Origin of the sequence: Paraburkholderia sp. SECH2 (genome assembly GCF_030464795.1) — a bacterium.
Lineage (GTDB): Bacteria > Pseudomonadota > Gammaproteobacteria > Burkholderiales > Burkholderiaceae > Paraburkholderia > Paraburkholderia aspalathi.
The window spans coordinates 299,194-319,830 of sequence record NZ_JALPRH010000006.1; the positions used below are offsets into that span (position 1 = coordinate 299,194).

Consider the following 20,637-nt stretch of genomic DNA (forward strand, 5'->3'; position numbering starts at 1 on the left):
GCTTATCCTTTTTGCTTACCAGCGGTAGCGGGCGGTGGCGAGGACTTCCACTCCATCGCCGTACGCGCAGGTCGCCGAGCTGAAGCAGGACGCGACGTATTGACGGTTGAACAGGTTCTTCGCGTTCAGCGAGAAGAGCCAATGCAGACCGGTGTCATAGTGGACAGTCGCATCGAACAGCGTCACCGACGACACCTTGATCGAATTGGACGCGTCGTAGCTGGAGCCGAGATACCGGACGCCACCGCCGAAGCCCAGGCCGCGCAACGGCCCTGCATGCAGGGTGTAGTCGAGCCATGCGGACGCGATGTTGCGCGGGATGCCCCACACGCGCTTGTTCTGAAGCGACGTCGTATCGCCCGAGATGGTCGTCGTCGTGTCGTTCGATTCGGTGGTGACGTCGTTCAGGTAGGTGTACGACGCGACCAGATCCAGGTTGTTCGTCAGGCTCGCATGACCTTCCAGTTCCAGGCCGCGCGCGCGCACTTCGCCGGCTTGCGTGTAGTAGCCGGAGTGGTCGAGGTCGGAGGTCAGCACGTTGTGTTCGGTCAGGTTGAACAACGACGCCGTGATAAAGCTGTTGTAGCCAGGCGGCTGATACTTGACGCCTACTTCATACTGCTGCGCGGTGGTCGGCTTCGCCATGCCGCCGCCGTAGAGCTGTCCCACCTGCGGGTCGAACGACTTCGAGAAGCTCGCGTACGGCGCGATCCCGCTGTCGAACAGATAGACAAGACCGGTGCGCCACGTGAACGCACGCGCCGATTGCGCTTCGTAAGAGGCGGTGACGGGATTGTTGTCGTCGGCTGAAACCCAGTCTTCGCGCGCGCCGATCAGGAAACGCCACTTGCCCCACGCCATCTGGTCTTGCGCGTAGACGCCAAACTGTTTCTGGCGAATCTGATCGTAGGAGGTCTCGGCCGGCATCGTGTTGTTGCCGTAGACCGGGTCGAATACATTCAGCGACGATGCGTTGAACGCGGCACCCACGTCTTCACCATAGAGCACGCGCTGGAAGTCGAAACCGAACAGCATGGTGTGCGAGACCGGGCCGGTATTCAGCTTGGCCTGTGCCTGGTTGTCGATGCTGAAGACCTTGGCGCTTTCCTTGTTGAAGAACGTGTAGCGGTTCAGCGTGGTGTTCGAACCGGAGGCATAGCCGTACGGGAACACGTTCGCGAGATCGTCTTTCACGTAGGTGTAGTGCGTGTTCTGGCGGAACGTCCAGGTCGGATTGAACCGATGTTCAAACTCGTAGCCCACCGAAAGCTGCGTGCGCGAATGATGATCGAAGTCAGGATCGCCCACGTTCGTGTGCGACGAGATCTGGCCCGCCGGGTTGAACAGCACGCTGCCAACCGCGGGCACGAAGTTGTAATAGCCGACGTCCGGATCACGCTGGTACTTCGCCAGAACCGTCAGCGTCGTGTTTTCATCCGGCTTCCACGTGACGGCCGGCGCGATGTAGATGCGCTTCTGCCGCGTGCCTTCCACCTGAGTGCGCGTGTCGAGCCCGGTGGCGGTGAATCGGTACGTGAGCTTGCCGTCGGTGGTCACCGGGCCACCCAGATCGACGCCCGCCTGCATGCGATTGTGGCTGCCGGTGGTCACGAAGACTTCGTGAATGGGCGTGGCGGTAGGTTGCTTGCTGACGAGGTTCGCTACGCCACCGGGCGCGGCCTGACCGTACAGGACCGATGCCGGACCGTGCACGATGTCGATGCGCTCGAGCCCGTACGGGTCGAAACTCGGGATCGCGTAGCCGAAGCTGACATCGCTCGGCATCCGGGCGCCGTCCAGATACTGCTCGAGGTAGAAGCCGCGGCTGAACAGATAAGACGCGCCGGCCGCCGAAGCGCCGCGGATTTCCGGCAACACGCTGGCGGTGTAGCGCAACGCTTCAGCAACCGTCTGCGCACCTTGTGCGGTCATCTGGTCGCTCGTCACTACCGACACCGATTGGGGCGTCTCGATCAGCGGCGTGTCCGTCTTGGTCGCCGTCACGGCCGTGATCGGCACGTAACCGTCAGCCGATCCGACGCGCGAGTTGTCCCGATTGCCCGTTACCTTGACGGTCGGCAAGCTGGACACTTCGGCGGTTTTGCCCACCGCGTCGTCCGTTGACGATTGTGCGTACACCGCCGATGTTCCGCTCAGCAGACAGAACAGCAACGCATTGCTCAGCGCGGTCGATCCGCGCACCCCGGTACTCATGTTAATTCCCCAATTGACTGTTAATGATAGTGAGAATGATTCGCAATAAATATGAAACTGCTGGTTTGGCTAGCTCTTGATGGCTATCGATACATCTTTGAACCGGGTGGGGGTACGACGGAAGTGCGGGCCGTTACGCAGGCCGCATAGCAATATAATCTGATAGCCTGTCGTCAGTCAGGACAACATTGACATAAAAATGGACATAATTGGCTGAATCGATGTATCAAACGAAAATAAAGTGTTTAGTTGGGCCATGACACGACCCAAACTGCAAACGTTCGGCGAGAGTTTTGCCGGTCGAAAAGTGATCGCGCAAGCGATCGACTACGTCGACGGAACGCATGAAATCGCCCACTGTCATCATCGCGCGCAACTGGTCTACGCAACCAGCGGCATCGTGCGTGCGATTACGCCGCTCGGTCTGTGGATGCTGACGCCCGGCAACGCCCTGCTGATCGGATCGCAGATCGAGCATGAATTGCATATGGTCGGACAGGTCTCCATGCGCACGCTGTACATCGAGCCGAACTCGCTCGCGCCGCAAAAACAGGAGTGCCGTGTGATCCCGGTCGGCGATCTGCTGCGCGCCACGATTCTCGGCATGTTCGACTCCGGTCCCGATGAAGCCGGCGAGAGCCGCACGGCTCTGATCGTGCCGTTGATCCTGCGTCTTCTGGAAGATGCCGCTGACGCTGCAGACGCCGCAGACGGCGCGCGCACCGCGCGCCTGCCGCTGCCTGCCAATGCCCGCCTGCGGAACATCTGCGAAAGTCTGATCGCGCAACCCGCTAGCAACGACACGCTGGAGCTGTGGGCTGATCGGGTCGGCGCCAGTTCGCGCACGGTTGCCCGGCTGTTTCGGCAGGAAACGGGCATGAGCTTCGGACAGTGGCGCGAACAGCTGCGCCTTGCTGAGGCGATGTCCAAACTGTCGGTCGGCCACGCGGCGAGTCAGGTTGCGCAAGACCTGGGTTATGCCGACGTGCGCACCTTCACCGTCATGTTCAGGCGCGCGTTCGGCAGTACGCCCCAGCAGTTCCGCCAACAGTTCCGCGAACCGCCCGCCATATGACCTGGCGCGAGCGTACGCGGCGCGGGTTTCCAGCAGCAGGCGCGACGTCATTCGAATAGTCCACGTACGCTGTCGAGCAGCATCGGGTGATGCATGATGCTGGTGTGTCCAGCGGGGATTTCCGCCAGCACGGTTTCGCTTGCGCCGGTGCGCGACGACCAGTCGCGCGGTTTGCCGCTGTCGATCGATTCGGTGGACCACCAGAGCGAGAGCGGTGTGCGCAGCGCCGGCATCCGGAAGGTCTCCACAATACGGCCGTGCTCGAGAATCACGTCGCAGGCATCTTCGAATAACGTACGCTCGGCGGCGTTCACACCGCGCGCGGCATGCTGTGCAATCCAGATCCGTAACGCTCGGACTTCGGCCTGCACGTTGTCGTCGAGATCGCGATCGGGCAGTGCGTCGATGATCCCGGCGAGCGCGACCTGTTCACCGCAACGCTCCAGTTGCTCGACCATCGACATCACCACCCGTCCACCGAACGACCAGCCGAGCAACCGGTAGGGCCCATGTGGTTGCACCGCACGGATACGTGCAACGTAGTCGGCCGCCATGTCGTCGAAGTTTTCCGCATACCAGGTGCTGTCGCAGAGCAACGGTGCCTGCAAACCGAACAGTGTCGCCTTGCCGTTCAGCGCTTTCGCGAGCGACCGGTATTCGGCCACCAGGCCGTGGCCCGCATGAATACAGAACACCGCATGCGGGGCGCTCAGATCGTTGAGCGGGACAATGCCCGCAGGAAGCGGCCCGAACCGCGCAGCATGTTCTTCCGCCGCCGCAGCCGCAGTCGCAGTCGCAGCCGCCGCAGCAGCAGCAGCGGAAGGCGGCGATGCGAGCCGTGAGCGCGCGAGAGCGCCGAGTGCGACCTCGAGACGAACGCGCTGCATCCACAGCGCGAAGACCGCGCGATCTTTTTCGACTGCCTCGGGGGAGTCCTGCAGGAGCGATGGGGAGAGTTCGTGAGCCGCTGATTCACCCACGTCGGGGCGCGCCGCTACATTGTGCGATTGAGCAGGCGCGGCATCGGCGTCGGCATCGATCAAACCGAGCAGCACGTCCTCGAAGCGGCGCGTGAGCCGCGTTACGCTCGCCTCGCTCAGCACGCCGGGGCTATACCGCCAATGCACGCTCAGGCGGTCAGCGGAGATCAGCGCGCCGATATCGAGTGCGTGATCCATCGTGTCGCTATCGTCCGCTTGCGCGCCGGAGCGCTCGCCGGCAAAGCCGAAGCGGCCATCTGAAGGCAGCGCCTGATCGAATCGTCCGAGATAGTTGAAGCGCAATGATGCAACCGGCAGTGCGGCAATCGCCGCGCGGCTTGCGTCCTCGCCGAAGTACTTCAGTGCGCCCCACGAAAAGCCTTTGTCGGGCACCGCGCGCAGGATGTCGCGTACCGTGCCGAGTGTGTGCGCCGGGTCGGCATGGTGCGGCAACGCAAGCGGATATTGCGTCGTGAACCAGCCGACTGTGCGGCTCAGATCCACGTCCTCGATCAGATCTTCCCGGCCGTGGCCTTCGAGATCGATCAGCAGGCGCGCTGCGCCGGCCCATGGCCCGAGCGTCTGGGCGAGCGCTGCCAGCAGGATTTCCTCGGTGCGCACGCCGTCCGCGCGTGAGCCGCGCTGCAGCAGCCGCTGGGTCGCGTCCACCGTCAACCTCACTGTCACCACGCGGCTTGCCGACAGACGCCGGTCGCCTTCACCTTCGAGCGGCAGCGCGGCGGTCGCGCCATGCAGCATGCGCTGCCACCACGCCAGTTGCCACAAACGTTCGGCCTGCTGCGCGTAGCTGGATTGACGCGAGGCCCAGACGCTCCACGGCGTCGTGATAGCCGGCAAGGCGGCATCCGGGCGTTCATACAGCGCCTGCAACTCTTCGAGCAGAACGCGCCATGACACGCCGTCGACAACCAGGTGATGAATCACGATCAGAAGACGCCGCTCTGCGCCCGCTTCGAAATACGCCGCGCGCAGCAACGGCCCGTGTTGCAGATCGAGGCTGCGATGCAGCGCCGCACCGGCGGTGGCGAGGTCGGCTTCCCATGTCTGCGGCGCGAGCAGGATGTGTTGCAACAAGGCTGCCGTTTCAATAGAGGCGACGCGTTGCCGCCAGCGCGGTGCGCTGCCGTCCGGCACGCTGACGTCGCGTTCGAACCGCAGGCGCAGCGCGTCGTGCCGCGCGACCCATTGCTGCAGCGCGCCTTCCAGCGCGGCGGGATCGAGCGCGTCGCGTACTTCCAGCAGGACCGCCTGATTCCAGTGCGCGAGCCCGTGCGGATGCTTGTCGAAGAACGCGGCCTGGATGGGCGTCAGTGGCTGCGAGTCGCGCAGTTCGGCGGCGCTTGCGGACTGCGCGTCTGCGTCGACATCGCGCGCCACCTGGGCCATTTGCGCGATGCTCGGATGTTCGAACACCTGCTTCGGCGTCAGCACGAGACCCGCGGCGCGCGCACGGGCCAATAGTTGCAGACTCAGAATCGAGTCGCCACCAGCCGCAAAGAAATTGACGGTCACGCCGCCGACCTCGCATCCCAGCACCTGTTCCCATATCTCCAGCAACACCTGTTCGCGCCGGTTACGTGGCGCCACGCGCTCCGCCGCCGGCGCCGTGACCGGTGCGGGCGCCGGCAATGCGCAGCGATCGAGCTTACCGTTCGCCATTGTCGGCAGACGCTCGAGCGTGATGAAGGTGGCCGGCATCATGAATACCGGTAGCCGCTGCGCGAGCGCCTCCTGCAGCGCGCCGGTTTGCGCGTTGCCGACGACGTAGGCGACCAGTTGCTGCTGTTCGCCGTTCGCGTGCAGGACGACGGCCGCTTCGGCCACCTCCGGGCAATCACGCAACGCCGCTTCGATCTCGCCGGGTTCGATGCGCTGGCCGCGCAGCTTGACCTGCTGATCGAGCCGGCCGAGAAACAGGATCGCGCCGTCTTCGCGTACGCGGCACAGGTCGCCGCTGCGATAGAGACGTGCGCCGGGCGGCCCGTCCGGATCCGGCACGAAGCGTTCAGCGGTCAGCGCCGCGCGGCCGAGGTAGCCGCGCGCTACGCATGCGCCGGTGATGCACAGCTCGCCTGCGCCGCCGTGCGGCATCCGGTTGCCGTCGGGATCGAATACGACGGCGCCGCGTCCCGGATAAGGGCGGCCGATCGGTACGACCGCCTGCGCGGCATCCGCGCCGCACGTGACGTGATGCAACGCGGCGATCGCGGTCTCGGTCGGTCCGTACAGATTGTCGAGTGTGATGTGCCGTAGCGGCCCGCGTTGCCAGCGCTCGAGCGCGTCGCCCGGCAAGGCCTCGCCGCCCACCGTGACCTGGCGCAGCTCGCGCAGCGCTTCAGCAGACGGCGCGCTGCGCTGCCACTGCTGCCAGAGCGCCGTGGGAATGCGTGCGAAGGTGACTTTGCCGTCGACGAGCGCCGCGTTCAGCGTGTCGAGCGTCCACGCCTGCGGCCCACGCATGCGCACGGCGCCGCCAGCGAGGAGCGCCGGCAGGAGCTCGTGCAACGCGACATCGAAATTGATCGTCGACGATTGCAGCATCACGTCGTCGGCGCCAATGCGGTAAGCGTCGCAGAAGTCACGCAGATGCAGGCTCAGCGCCTCGTGATCCAGGGCGACGCCTTTCGGACGGCCGGTCGAGCCTGAGGTATAGAGCACGTAGGCGAGTTGGCGGGGATGCACGGGCTCGTCCCAACCAGCGGCGTCTTCATTGGCGACGTCGTCGATATCGATCTGCGGGCGGGCGGCGAACAGTTCGCCGAATCGAACCCCAGGTTGGCCGCCGGGTTGCTCACCAGACGGATCACTGCGGGCGCGATCCACGATGACGGCGACCACGCCCGCATCGTCGAGCATGTCACGCAGACGCTCACTGGGGTAATCAGGGTCGAGCGGCACGTACGCGCCGCCCGCTTTCCACACCGCCAGCAACGCGGCCGGTAGTCCAGCCGACCGTGTCATGCAGACGCCCACGCGCGCATCGCGTCCGACGCCCACGCTTTTGAGGCGGCGCGCGATCCGGTTGCTCCACTGATCGAGCTCACCGTAGCTCAGCATCGCGTCGCCGCAGTAAACCGCGGGCGCGTCGGGTTGCGACGCCGCGCGAGCAACGATGCGCGGCACCACGGGCAGAAACGGATAGCGCAGTTCGGCCTGCGAAACGAGCGCCGCGCCGGACAACGCGATGTCGCCAGGCTTGAGCGCCGGGTCGCCGACGAGTTGTTCGAGCACCGCGCGATAGTCGCGCGCGAAGCGTTCGATGGTGGCGGCGTCGAACATGTCGCGCGCGTAGCCGAAAATCGCCCGCAGGCTGTCCGGCGCTTCTATCACGTTGAGCGTGAGGTCAAAGCGAGCCGTGCCAGCGTCGCTGTCCACCGGCGTGGCACAGAGGCCCGGCAATTCGATGCGCGCGGCCGGGTCCGCGTAGTCGAGGTTGAACATCACCTGAAACAGCGGTGCGTGAGACAGATCACGGTCGGTCTGCAACCGGTCGAGCAGATGCGCGAACGGCAGGTCCTCGTGCGCCTGGGCCTCGAGCACGGTATCGCGCAGTGTGCGCAATTGCTGCTGCGCCGGCAGCGATGCCGAGATCCGGCTGCGGATCACCAGCGTGTTGACGAAAAATCCCATCACCGCGTGCGTCTCAGCGCGTTGACGTCCCGCCACCGGCACGCCGACCCAGATATCGGCTTCGCCGCTATAGCGATGCAGCAGCAGGTTGAAGGCGTGCAGCAGCGTCATGAACAGCGTCGCGTCGTTGCGGCGCGAGAGGTTTTTCAGCTGGGTCGCGAGCACTGCGTCGAGATCCAGCGCGTGACGCGCGCCACTGCCGTCGCGCAGCGCCGGTCTGGGCCGATCCGCAGGCAGCGACAACACGGGCGCGGTGCCCGCCAGTTGAGTGGTCCAGTACGACATCTGCCGCGCCAGTGTGTCGCTGTCGATCCACTCGCGTTGCCATAGCGCGACGTCGCTGTACTGAAGCGCGGGTCCTGCGGACGATAGGGCGTGGCCGCGCTGCGCCTCGCCGTAAAGCGAGACGAAGTCGCGAATCAGGATACCCATCGACCACGCGTCCGAGACGATGTGATGGATCGCGATCTGCACCACATGCGACTCGTCGCTTATCCGCAGCACCTCGAAACGCAGCAGCGGGTCACGTTCGAGGTCGAAGGGCAGCGCGGCGTTGTGCAATAGTCGGGCGCGTAAGCGCGCCTCGCGGTCTTCAGCGCTGGTGTGGCCCGCCGTCGCGCGCAGATCCTGATAGACCGCGCGTATGCCCGTGTCCGCTGCGCGGGCAAACTGGAATGGCACGCCGCCGTCTTCTCCGAAACCCGCTCTCAATACTTCATGACGCTCGACGAGCGCCGCGAGCGCTGCATCGAGCGCGGCCGTATCGAGCGGCCCATCGAGGCGCAGCGCGCGCGAGATGGTGTACGCGTTGCTGGCGGGGTCGAGCCGCCACAGGAACCACAAGCGTTCCTGGGCGTGCGACAGCGGCGCACGTGCCGGCCGGATCGCGAGCGGCACGATCGGCAGGATCGACCCGTCGATGCCGTGCTCGCGCAGCCGCGCCTTGAAGCGGGCCCGCTTGTCGGCGGGCAAGGCGGCATAACGCTGCGCGATTTCGAGGTTTTCTTGACTTGCGTCGGTGGGCATAGGGTGTCTCAAGTTCTCAATCCAGTTCGGCCAGCAACTGTTTCATCGTGTCGCGTTGGGCGGCTTGCGCCACCCGGGTTTGCGCCTGCGCATCGGATGCCTCGCGCAGCGACTCTGCAAGCCGCGCGACGGTGGCTTGCGCGAGCACGGCGGCGAGCGGCACGGTTTGCTGCAAGGCGCGCGTGAGCCGCGCGGCGATCTGCACAGCGAGCAGGGAATGGCCGCCGAGGGCATAGAAGTTGTCGTGCACGAACACCGTCGGCACGCCGAGCACGTCCTGCCAGACCTCGGCGATCGTCTGCTCGACCGGATTGCGTGGCGCGACCGTGGGCGCGTCTGTCGGCGGCGCGGGCGGTGGCAACGCGCGGAGGTCGAGCTTGCCATTGGGCAGCATCGGCAGGCGCTCGAGCATGACGAAAGCGCCAGGTATCCACGTTTCGGGCAAGCGCGCGCTTAGCGCCTGGATGAGCGACTCGGTCTCGACCATGCCGACCACATAGGCGATCAGGCGCTGATGCTCGCCTTCGCCGTGCAGCGCGACGAGTGCCTGCGTGACGCCCGCGCAACTGCGCAGCGCCGCTTCGATCTCACCCGGCTCGATACGCTGGCCGCGCAGCTTGATCTGCTGGTCGATCCGGCCGAGAAACTGCACCGTCCCGTCCGCGCCGAAGCGGCACAGGTCGCCGGTTCGGTACAGACGTGCGCCGGGCAAGCCGTCTGGATCGGGAACGAACTGCATGGCCGTCAGACCCGGCCGTCCCAGATAACCGCGCGCGAGACAGTCGCCGCTGATGCACAGTTCGCCGATGCCGCCGTGCGGAACCCGCACGCCGTCGTCATCGAGCAGCGCGACGCCGCGGCCAGGATAGGGACGCCCAATCGGCACGATCACGTGCGCTTCGTCGGCGGCGCCGGTGCGGTGATAGAGCGCCGCGACCGCGGTCTCCGTCGGACCATACAGGTTGTCGACGTGGATCGCCGCGAGCGGACCGGCGCGCCAGCGGGCGAGCGTATCGCCGGCCAGCGCTTCGCCGCCGACGGTGATCTGCCGCAATGATTGCAACGCCGCCGCGGGCGGCGCGGCGCGCTGCCATTGCTGCCACAACGAGGTCGGAATGCGCGCGAACGTGACGCCGGCGTCGACGAGCGTCGCGTTCAGCGTATCGATGTCCCACGCATCGGGGCCGCGCATTTCGACGCGGCCGCCTTGCAGCAGCGCGGGCAGCAACTCGTGCAAGGCGACGTCGAAATTGATCGTCGACGATTGCAGCACGACGTCGCCGGCGCCGATCCCATAGACAGACTGGAAGTCCGCCAGATGCAGGCTCAACGCACGATGACTGAGCGCGACACCCTTGGGCTTGCCGGTCGAGCCGGAGGTGTAGATCACATAGGCGAGTTGTTCCGGCTCGATCGGTTGATGCCAGACTTCCGGCGCTGCGTCTTCTACGCTCATGACGCCGTGGTTCGCTTCGGCCGCATCGGCGGTATCGATGCGGATCACCTCGCGTCCCGCGAACAGCGCGCCCAGTTGCGCGACGCACGCGGCATCGGCGACTACGTGGCGCACGTCGGCATCGTCGAGCATGCCGGCCAGACGCTCGCGCGGATAGGTCGGATCGAGCGGCACGTAGGCACCACCGGCCTTCCAGATGCCGAACAGCGCCACCGGCAGATCGACGCCGCGCGTCACGCATACGCCGACGCGCTGATCGCTGCGCAGGCCCGCGCGCTTGAGCCGCGCGCCGATGCGGTTGCTCCAGTCGTCGAGTTGGCGGTAGCTCAAGGTCGCGCCGCGGCAGGCGAGCGCGATGGCGTCCGGCTGGCGGGCGGCGCGCGCGCTGAAGCGCGGCATCACAGGTTCGAAGTCATAGCGGCGTTGCGGCTGCGAATCGAGCGTCTCGCCGGACAACGCGATGTCGCCGAGCCGCGCAATGCGACGCACGTGCGCCGGGTCGCGATCCACTACGGCGGCGGCCAGTTGCGTCAGGATCCGCTCGTAGTCCGCGGCGAGCCGCTCGATCGTCGTACGCTCGAAACGCTCGCCGTCCCACGCCCATTGCAGGTCGATCCGTTCGCGTGGCAGCACGGCGAGCGTCAGCGGGTAATGGGTGCGATCGGCGCTCTGCTGCGCGCGAACCGTCAGGCCGTCGCCGTCCGCGTCGAGCGCTCGATCGAGCGGATAGTTTTCGAACACGAACAGCGTGTCGAACAGGTTGTCGCCACTGCGGCCGGTCCATTGCTGGATGCGCGTGATCGGCGTGTGTTCGTGCTCGCGCAACGCGTGGTTCAGCGTGTGCAGCTCGCGCAGCCAGTCGGTGGCTGGCGCACTGGCGGGCGCGTCGACCCACAGCGGCACGCTGTTGATGAACAGGCCCATCATCCGTTCGACACCGGGCAAGTCCGCCGGGCGACCGGACACGGTCACGCCGAAGGCGGCGCGATGACGGCCGCCGTAGCGTGCGAGCAGGATCGCCCACGCGCCTTGCATCAACGTGTTCAAGGTCACCTGGGCGCGCTGTGCGGCTTGCAGCAGGCGGGCGTGCAGACCGCTGGCGAGCCGCGTCGACCAGTCATGCGAGCCTGGTTCGCGTTGCTGCGCACGCCCGAGGCTAGGTGCAAGCAACGCCGCTTCGTCGGCGTGACTTGCGAGGGTGCGCCACCAGTCGGCGTGATCGCGGGTGGCGGTGTCGTGCGCGAGCCAGCGGACGTAGTCGCGATAGGGTGCAGTAGATGCCGCCGGCGCACTGGAAGCGCGGGTCGCGAGCTGCGCTGCGTGTGTGCCGCTGCGCGCGCGGGCCCGATACGCTTGCGACAACGCGTTGAGCAATTGCGCGCTGCTCCAGCCGTCGAGCAACGCATGGTGGCTGGTCCACACCAGATCGTGTGCACCGTCAGGCCGCGCGAACAGCGCGACACGCATCAGCGGCGCGCGGCCCGGATCGAAGTCGCTGCGCAGATCGGCGCCGAGCCATTGCGCGAGGCGGGCATCGTAATCGGTGGCGTGGGCACGCCAGTCATGCGTCGCGAATGGCACGACGGCATGTCGATGCACCACCTGAAGGGGGCCGCTTTCCTGGCCGAGTTCGAAATGCGTGCGCAGCACCGGATGCTGGTCGAGCATGTCCTGCCAGGCAGCGAGTAACGCGCGTGGGTCGAGCGCGCCGTCGAGCGTCAGGCGCAACTGGTTCAGGTACATGCCCGCGCCGGCCGTGAGCAGGCTATGAAACAGCAGACCTTGCTGCAGCGGTGTCGCCGGATAAATATCTTCGATGTCGCCGAGCGGCAGCCGCATGGCTTCCAGCGTGGCTTGGCCGATACGCGCGAGCGGGAAGTCGGCGGCGGTGGCACCCGGCGGCGCATCGACACAATGCGCGATCAGTTCGCGCAGCGCCTGCGCGGTTTGCGCGGCGAGTCGTTCGACCGCGTCCGCGTCCAGTACGTCGGGACTGAAGCGCCAGTGAAGATCGAGCACGCCGTCCACCACCAGCGCGGTGATGTCGAGCAGGTGGTCCATGGTGTCGGCGCCCGCAAGCGGCGCGCCGGCGAAGTCGTGAGAAAAGTGCAGACGCGGGGCGCCATCCGGTGAATTCACCGTGTGACTGCCGGCGAGCGCCTGATCGAACTGGCCGAGATAGTTGAAGCGGACCTGGGCGCGAGGCCAGAGCGCGAGTGCTGCCTGACGCCCGGCGTCGGTTATTCCGTCGAGCGAGGCGCTTCTGCCGGCCTCGCGCAAATGACCGAAATTAAGCCCTTGTTCCGGCACGGCACGTAGCGCCTCTTTGACCGCGATCAGTGTCGCCGCCGGCGTCTGCGCGCGCGGCAAGGCGAACGGGTATTGAACCGTGAACCAGCCTACTGTTCGGTCGAGATCGACGGTATCGAGCGAGGTGCTGCGGCCGTGTGCTTCAAGATCGATCAACACCGGCGCGTCATGACTCGACGACGCGCCGAGCGTTTGCGCAAGCGCCGCAAGCAGCAGGTCGTCAGGACGGGTGCGATAGGCATGCGATGTGTGTTGCAACAAACGGCGCGTGCTGGTTGCGTCGAGTTCGATGCTGACCGTGCGGCTCGCGGCGAGACTGCGATCGACCATGCCTCGCGCGGGCTCGCGGACGAGGTGGTCCGGCAACGCACGTTGCTCAGCCGTGAGCGTGTGCGCCCAATAGTCGAGTTCCGCGGCAGCCGGTGCGGCACTGTTCGCCTGGGCGTTGACCCACACGCTCCAGGGCGTTGTGAGGGTGGGCAAGGGTTGGTCGGCGTAGAGCGCGCGCAGGTCGTCGAGCAGAACGCGCCACGACACGCCGTCGACCGCGAGGTGATGAATCGCGATCAGCAGGCGGCGGCGTGAGCCCGCTTCGAAATAGCCGGCGCGCAACAGCGGACCGTGCTCGATGTCGAGACTTTGCTGGATCGTCGCGCCTTGCTTCGCCAACGCGTTGTCCCAGTCGGCGGAATCGAGTTCGACGTGGCGCAGCAGCGCAGCGTCCTCGCGAGCGGCCACACGCTGCTGCCAGCGCGGGGCGTCACTGTTACCGTTGCCATTGCCGTCGCGCGTGAAGCGCAGTCGGAGCGCATCGTGACGCTGGACCAGCGCGGTCAGCGCGTCGCTGAGGCGGTCGGGATCGAGCGCCTCAGCGGTGTCGAGCAGCACGGACTGATTCCAGTGCGACTCGCCATCCGGACGTTTCGTGAAGAACGCTGCCTGGATCGGCGTCAACGGCAACGCATCGTGGTGCTCGGCGGCCCGGCTTGTCGCATCGGCGCAAGCAGTCATGAGCTGGGCCTGCTGCGCGATAGTCGGATGCTCGAAGATCTGTTTGGGCGTGAGATGCCAGCCGGCGTTGCGCACGCGCGAAATCAGTTGCAGGCTCAGGATCGAATCGCCGCCGGCTTCAAAGAAGTTGACGGTGACGCTGGCGACGGGATGGCCGAGCACGGTCTGCCAGATATCGAGGAGGGCGGCTTCACGGGGCGAGCGCGGGGTGACCACGGGCGTGTCGTCGTCCTGCCATGCGGGTTCAGGCAATGCGCGGCGGTCGAGCTTGCCGCTGGGCGTGAGCGGCAGCGCATCGAGCGTGACGATGGCCGAGGGCAGCATGTGCGCCGGCAGTGAACGGGCGAGCCGGGTTCCCAGCACACGGGTGTCCGCTGTGCCGGTGATGTAGCCGATCAGGCGCTGCTGCGCGCCTTCGCCCCTGATCGCCACGGCGGCGTTCTTCACGCCGTCGCAGGCACAGAGCGCGGCTTCGATCTCGCCGGGCTCGATCCGGTAGCCGCGCAGCTTGACCTGCTGGTCGAGGCGGCCAAGCGGTTCGGGCCGGCCATCGTCGCGCAGCCGGCAGAGGTCGCCGGTGCGGTAGAGGCGGGTACCGGGCGCCCCGTCGGGATCGGGCACGAAGCGCTCGGCGGTGAGAGCCGGGCGGCGCAGATAGCCGCGCGCGAGATTGCGGCCGCCGATGCACAGCTCGCCGAGTCCGCCGTCGGGCACGGCGAGGCCGTGCGAGTCGATCACGCGCAGCACGGTGTCGGGCAAGGGATCGCCGTGAGTGATGGGCTGAGCGGTGAAGACCTGGGCGCCGGCGGAATAGATCGTGGTCTCGGTCGGGCCGTACAGATTCCACAAGGCCACGCCGCGGGCGATCAGCGCGGCGGCGAGATCGGGGTGCAGCGGTTCGCCGCCGCTCAGGCCGAGCAGGGGGCGGTGCGGCACGGACAGATCGGCGCGCCAGCCGGCTTCGAGCAGCATGCGCCAGCCGCTGGGGGTAGCCTGGAAGACGGTGGCGCGGCTCGCTTCGAGGCGAGCGGCGAGCGCGATGCCGTCACGGGCGGTCTGCGAGGAGACGAGTTCGAGCGGCACGCCGCGCACGAGCGGCAGACAGAATTCGAGCAGGGAGATGTCGAACACGGGTGCCGATTCGCTGAGCCAGAGATCGTCATCGCGCAGGCCGGGTTGCAGATCGATACTGGCGAGGAGGCGGTCGAGCGCGCCGTGGGTGACGCCGACGCCTTTGGGCCTGCCGGTGGAGCCTGAGGTGTAGATGACGTAGGCGAGCTGGTCGGGGTGGAGGGCGGGTAGTGGGTGGGTGCGGTGACCGGAGTGGGAAGCGCAAGCGTGCCGCACGGCGGCGAGCTCCAGCACCTGACGCCCGGCAAACAGCGCGGGGCTGTGCTGATCGGTAACCGTAGCGGCATCGGCGAGCACATGCAGCACCTGCGCATCCTCGAGCATCGCGGCGATGCGTTCGGGCGGATAGGACGGATCGACGGGCAGGTAGGCCGCGCCGGCCTGCCACACGCCGAGCATGGCGGCGAGCAGCGCGGGGCCACGGGCGACGCAGACGGCGACGCAGGCGTCGCGCTGCACGCCGTCGCGCAGCAGCCGCTGGGCGATGGCCGAAGCCTGGTCAAGCAGTTCACGATACGTGAGGCTCTCCTGCTCACCGGCAAGGGCAACGGCATCAGGTCGCCGCGCCCCGGTCTGCGCAATACGCTGGCTCACTGGCACAAACGTATAACGCGCAAGCGGCACCGCCTCGCGCGTCGGCGAACTCACTGTCAGCGAGCGCAATTCGACCCCAGGTCGAGCAATCACCTGGTCGACCAGTTCGACGAAGTGATCCGCCATCCGCTCGATCGTCGACGCCGCGAAAATATCATCGGCGAAATCGAAGTGCAGGCGCGCGTAATCCGCTGCGCCGGTGACGTCGAGTTTCAGATCGAACTGCACCGCATCCGCTTGCGCATCGCGCGGCTCGATCCGCAGTCCGGGCAACGCTTGCGTCGGCGCTGCCGCCTGCTGATAGTTGAACATCACCTGAAACAGCGGCGTCGTGTTGCGTTCGCGGTTCGGTTGCAACGCTTCGACGAGCCGCGCGAACGGCAGGTCCGCGTGAGCGTGCGCGTCGAGCGAGCGCTGCCGGACGTGCGCGATCAGTGCGGCGAACGTGTCCGCGCGGCTGATGTCCGCCGTCATCACCAACGTGTTCACGAAGCAACCGATCATCCGTCCAGTCTCGACTTGCGTGCGGCCCGTAACGGGCACGCCGACGCGGATCTCGTTCTGTCCGCTATAGCGTTGCAGCAGGACGTCGAGTGCCGCGAGCATCACGATAAAGAGGCTAGCCTGGTGCGCTTCGGCGAGATGACGCAGCGCCTGTATCCGCGCGGTGTCGAGTGTGCGGACGGTGCGGCCGAGTCCACGCCGCCGCTGTGCCGCGCGCGGCTGTTTGAGCGGCAGTTCGAGGACGGGATCGGTTTCGCCAAGCAAGTCGCGCCAATAGCCGAGTTGGCGCGCGAGCGCCGTGTCGTCGCCGTGCAGTCGCTGCCAGCGCGCGTAATCGCCGTATTGCACGCCCAGTTCGGGCAGCGCGGTGAAATCGGCGTGGTCCAGCGCTGCGCGATACAGCGCGATTAACTCGTCGATCAGCAGATCGACCGACTCGCCGTCAGCGATGATGTGATGCAGGGCGAGATGCAGCACATGGTGTTCGGCGTCGACGTGAATCAGCGTGACGCGCAACAGCGGATCGCCAGTCAGATCGAACGGTGCACGCGCGGCATCGCTCAATCGTGACGCGACGCCGGACTCACGTGCGTCCGGCGCGCTCGTACGCAGATCGTGCACCGTCCATGTGTAGCGCGGCGCGGCATGAACCTCCTGATAGCCGACACCATCCTCTTCGCCAAACGACGTGCGTAACGCCTCGTGCCGCAGCGATAGCGCGTCGAAGGCGCCGCGCAACGCGACGGCGTCGAGCGCCCCATGCAGATTCACCGCGCACGTGATGTTGTAGGCGGTGTCCTGCGGATCGAATTGCCAGAGGAACCAGAGCCGTTCCTGTGCATGCGACAGCGGCACGCAGGTTTGCGCAGCCGGACGCCGCACGAGCGCTTGCCGCTGCGGTTGGCCATCAGGATGCCCGCTGGCGAGCGCCGTTTCCAGTTGCGCGGCGAGCGCACCGAGCCGCGGATGATCGAAGAAGATGCGCAAGGGCAGTTGCACGGCGAAGGCCTGTTCGATTCGCGCCGCAAGCTTGACTGCCAGCAATGAATGGCCACCGCGAGCAAAGAAATCATCATCGGCATCGACATGGGAGACACCGAGCACCTCGCGCCAAAGATCGGCGAGGCGCAGACCGACCGGCGACAGCGGCGGTACTGGCGCATCGGTATTTGCACCGGCACTCACGTGTTCGGCGCCGAATGCCGCATCGTCCGGAGCGGGCAGCGCGTGGCGATCGAGTTTGCCGTTGATGGTGAGCGGCAGCGCGTCGAGCACGACATAGGCCGACGGCACCAGATGCGCCGGCAGATACGCTGCGGCATGCTCGCGCGCGGCCTGACGCAGCGTGACCGCGTTGCGGCGTGCGACCAGGTAGGCGATCAATTGCACGCCCCGTTGCGGATGCTCACGTGCGATCACTTCAGCCGAAGCGATATCCGGATGGCTCAGCAACGCCGCGCGCACTTCGCCGGGCTCGATACGAAAACCGCGCAGCTTCACCTGCGCATCGTTGCGGCCGAGATAGGCGAGCTCGCCATCCGGCAGCCGCCGCGCGACATCGCCGGATCGATACAAACGCGCGCCGGGAAGACCGAACGGATCGGGAACGAAACGCTCGGCCGTCAGTGCTGGACGATTCGCATAGCCACGCGCGAGACCGGCGCCCCCGATATACAGTTCGCCCTTCGCGCCTGGCGGAACCGGATTCAGATCGGCATCGAGCAGATGCAATTGCAGATCGTCGAGTGCGCTGCCGATAGGGCTCAAAAGCGCCTGTGTCGTGCCGTGAATATCGTTGTCGCGCAACACGCGATGGGTGACATGCACGGTCGTTTCGGTAATCCCGTACATGTTGACGAGCGCCGGCACATGCGTGCCGCGCGCGCGATGCCATGCGGCTAGCGCCGCAGGTTCGAGCCGTTCGCCACCGAACACGATTACGCGCACGTTGGCGAAAGGTTCGGACGCCGCGAGATCGGCCTGCATTAATGCATCGAACGCGGACGGCGTCTGGTTCAACACCGTCACGCGCTGCTCACACAGCAGGCGCTGCAGCGCAGCTGGTTCGCGCGTTGTCCAGTACGGGACAACGACGAGCCGGCCACCATGCGCCAGCGCGCCGAACAGCTCCCACACCGAGAAGTCGAAGGCGTGCGAATGGAATAGCGTCCAGACGTCGTCGGGACCGAAATCGAACAGCGCAGCCGTGCTGTCGAACAGGCGCGCCAGGTTCGCGTGCGTGACGCCGACGCCTTTCGGCCGCCCGGTCGATCCGGACGTGTAGATCACGTAGGCGAGTTGTTCGGGATGCGGCGTCGTTTGCTGCGGCAAAGCGTCCGCGTCAGCGGTTTCGATATCCTGCAACGCCGCTGCGTCGACGATCGCCACGCCGTGTTCCGTAGCCCACGCGCCGAGTGACGCGATACCTTCGGCATCGGCGACGATGCAGCGTACGTTCGCATCGAGCAGCGTGTCGTGCAGGCGCTCAGGTGGATAGCGCGGATCGAGCGGCACATAGGCTGCACCCGCTTTGAGAATGCCGAGCGCGCCTGCGACGAGCGCAAGCGAGCGGCCCGTGCAGAGGCCGATGCGGACATCGGGCGCCGGCGTCATGCCGGTTCGTTCGGCGAGGCATCGGCCGATCCGGTTCGACCAGCGATCGAGTTCGCGGTAAGTCAATGTGCCGGTCTCGCCGGTCACAGCCTCTGCATTGGGCCGCGAGCACACGTGGTCGGCGATTCGCTGCAACACGCCGCGTGGGGCATGAGCTTGCTGCGTGACTTCAGTGGCGGAGATAGGCGGCGACGCCTGTGCACAGTGGCTCAGGCGCAGGTCGGCGATGCAAAGATTCGCGTTGCGCGCCAGTTGCCCGAGCAGTTCGGCATAGTGATCGGCGAGGCGTTCGATCGTCGCGGCATCGAAGCGCTCGGACGCATAGACGATGTTCAGCCGCGCGCCGTGATCGTGTTCGACGACGTTGAACGACAGGTCGAATTGCGCGGCGCCGGTTTCGATTTCGCGCGTCGTGACGCTCAAACCCGGCAGCGACAACAACGCCGCGCGATCGCTGCGCTGCATGCTGAACATCGCGTGAAAGAGCGGCGTGTCGTCGGTGCGCGAAGTCTGCAGCGACCGGACCAGACGCGCGAATGGCAGCGCACGATGCGCTTGCGCGTCGAGCAATGTCTGGCGTGTCTGCGCGAGCAGCGTGCCGAAAGGCAGATTGCCCGCCACCTGCTGACGCACTACCAGCGTGTTGACGAAAAAGCCGATCAGATTTTCGGTTTCGACACTGTCGCGTCCGCTCGACGGTACGCCGATGCGCAGATCGCTCTCGCTGCTGTAGCGGTATAACAGCGTGCCGAAGGCGGCGAGCAGCGCCATGAAAAGTGTCGCGCCTTGCGCGGCGGCCTGGGTTTGCAGGCCCGCCAGCAGCGCCGCGTCGATCTCGCGCCGCACGCGGCCGCCCGCCGCGCTCGGCTGATGCGCGCGCGGACGGTCGAACGGTAACGGGGACGGTGGCGTGTGCGTGCCGAGTTGCGCGCGCCAGTAGTCGATGTGCGTTTGCAGCGCGGCGTCGTCGAGCCATTCGCGTTGCCATGCGGCGCAGTCGCGAAATTGCAGCGTGGGCGCGGTGGTGGGCGCTGGCGCTTTGCTCGATGCCTGCCGATAGGCTTGCGCCAATGCCCGGATCAGAACGCTCATCGAATGTCCGTCGGTGACGATGTGATGCAGGGTCAGCAGGAGGACATAACGCGAGGCGCCAATACGGAACAGATCGGCGCGCACTGGCGGACCGGCTTCAAGGTCGAACGGCTCGACGGCTGCGCGACGCAGCGCGGCATCGAGTGTTGCATCGAGCGCGGTGCCGTCGGCGCCGCGCAGATCGTGCAGGCGACAAGCGGGCCGCGGCGTGCCTTCCGTTGTCTGTCGCAACTCGCCATCCGCGCGCTGGAAGAAGCGTGTGCACAGACTCTGATGCTGCTGCGCGACGCTGCCTAGCGCGTGATCGAGCGCTGCGGCGTCGAGTTCGCCGTCGAGCTCGATCGCGCCCGGCATGTGATAGGCCGGGTTGTCCGGTTGCAGTTTCCACAGGAACCACAGGTGCTCCTGTTCGAACGACAGCGGCGCGTCGCCGCCGTGCGCAGCACTTCGCGCGATGGGCACGATCGGCAGCGTCGCCGGATCGATGTGCTGTGCGGCCACACGTTGCCGGAAAGCGGCGCGACTCTCGGGCGGCAGTGCGGCGTAGCGGAGCGAGATGGCCTGCATTTGCGGAGTCGGTTGGGTCATAAAGTCAGAATCAGTGTCGGGTCGGTGAGCCATGGCGTTACTCGGTTACTCGAGGTCCGCCAGCAGTTGGCTTAGGGTGGCGGCGCCGCTTTGTGCCGCGTCGGCTTGCGCGTCATCGGCGTCGAGGTAGTCGGCGAGCCCGCGAATCGTCGGGTGACGGAATAGCATGGCGAGCGGCACATTGCGCGCGACCATCTGGTTGATGCGCGCGGCGACCCGCACGCCGCTGATCGAATCGCCGCCGGCTTCAAAGAAGTTGACGGTGACGCTGGCCACGGGATGGCCGAGCACGGTCTGCCAGATATCGAGCAGGGCGGCTTCACGGGGCGAGCGCGGCGTGACCACGGGCGTGTCGTCGTCCTGCCATGCGGGTTCAGGCAATGCGCGGCGGT

Annotated in this window: 5 protein-coding genes; 1 reads left to right on the forward strand and 4 read right to left on the reverse strand. The window is 66.3% G+C overall.

Features of this window, described 5'->3' with window-relative positions; all coding sequences use genetic code 11:
• Positions 1 to 15: 15 nt before the first annotated feature.
• Entirely contained in the window at positions 16 to 2,214 is a 2,199-nt protein-coding gene (locus M0D66_RS14280; protein ID WP_266210928.1) for a TonB-dependent siderophore receptor, read from the reverse strand.
• 256 nt (positions 2,215 to 2,470) lie between these two features.
• Between M0D66_RS14280 and M0D66_RS14285 the strand changes: the two genes are divergently transcribed.
• Complete coding sequence (locus tag M0D66_RS14285; RefSeq protein WP_266210929.1) at positions 2,471 to 3,289, forward strand: helix-turn-helix domain-containing protein; 819 nt, start codon at positions 2,471 to 2,473, stop codon at positions 3,287 to 3,289.
• Between the two features lie 47 nt (positions 3,290 to 3,336).
• Here the strand turns inward: M0D66_RS14285 and M0D66_RS14290 are convergent, their stop codons facing one another.
• The 3 genes from M0D66_RS14290 to M0D66_RS14300 all read right to left on the reverse strand — a co-directional run.
• Positions 3,337 to 8,946 carry a non-ribosomal peptide synthetase gene (locus tag M0D66_RS14290; protein ID WP_266210930.1) on the reverse strand — a complete coding sequence of 1,870 codons (5,610 nt, stop codon included), beginning with the start codon at positions 8,944 to 8,946 and terminating at the stop codon, positions 3,337 to 3,339.
• 16 nt (positions 8,947 to 8,962) lie between these two features.
• Entirely contained in the window at positions 8,963 to 20,245 is an 11,283-nt protein-coding gene (locus tag M0D66_RS14295) for a non-ribosomal peptide synthetase (protein ID WP_266210931.1), read from the reverse strand.
• Between the two features lie 45 nt (positions 20,246 to 20,290).
• Positions 20,291 to 20,637: phosphopantetheine-binding protein (locus M0D66_RS14300; RefSeq protein ID WP_266210932.1), on the reverse strand; the 347-nt coding region annotated here is incomplete at its 5' end.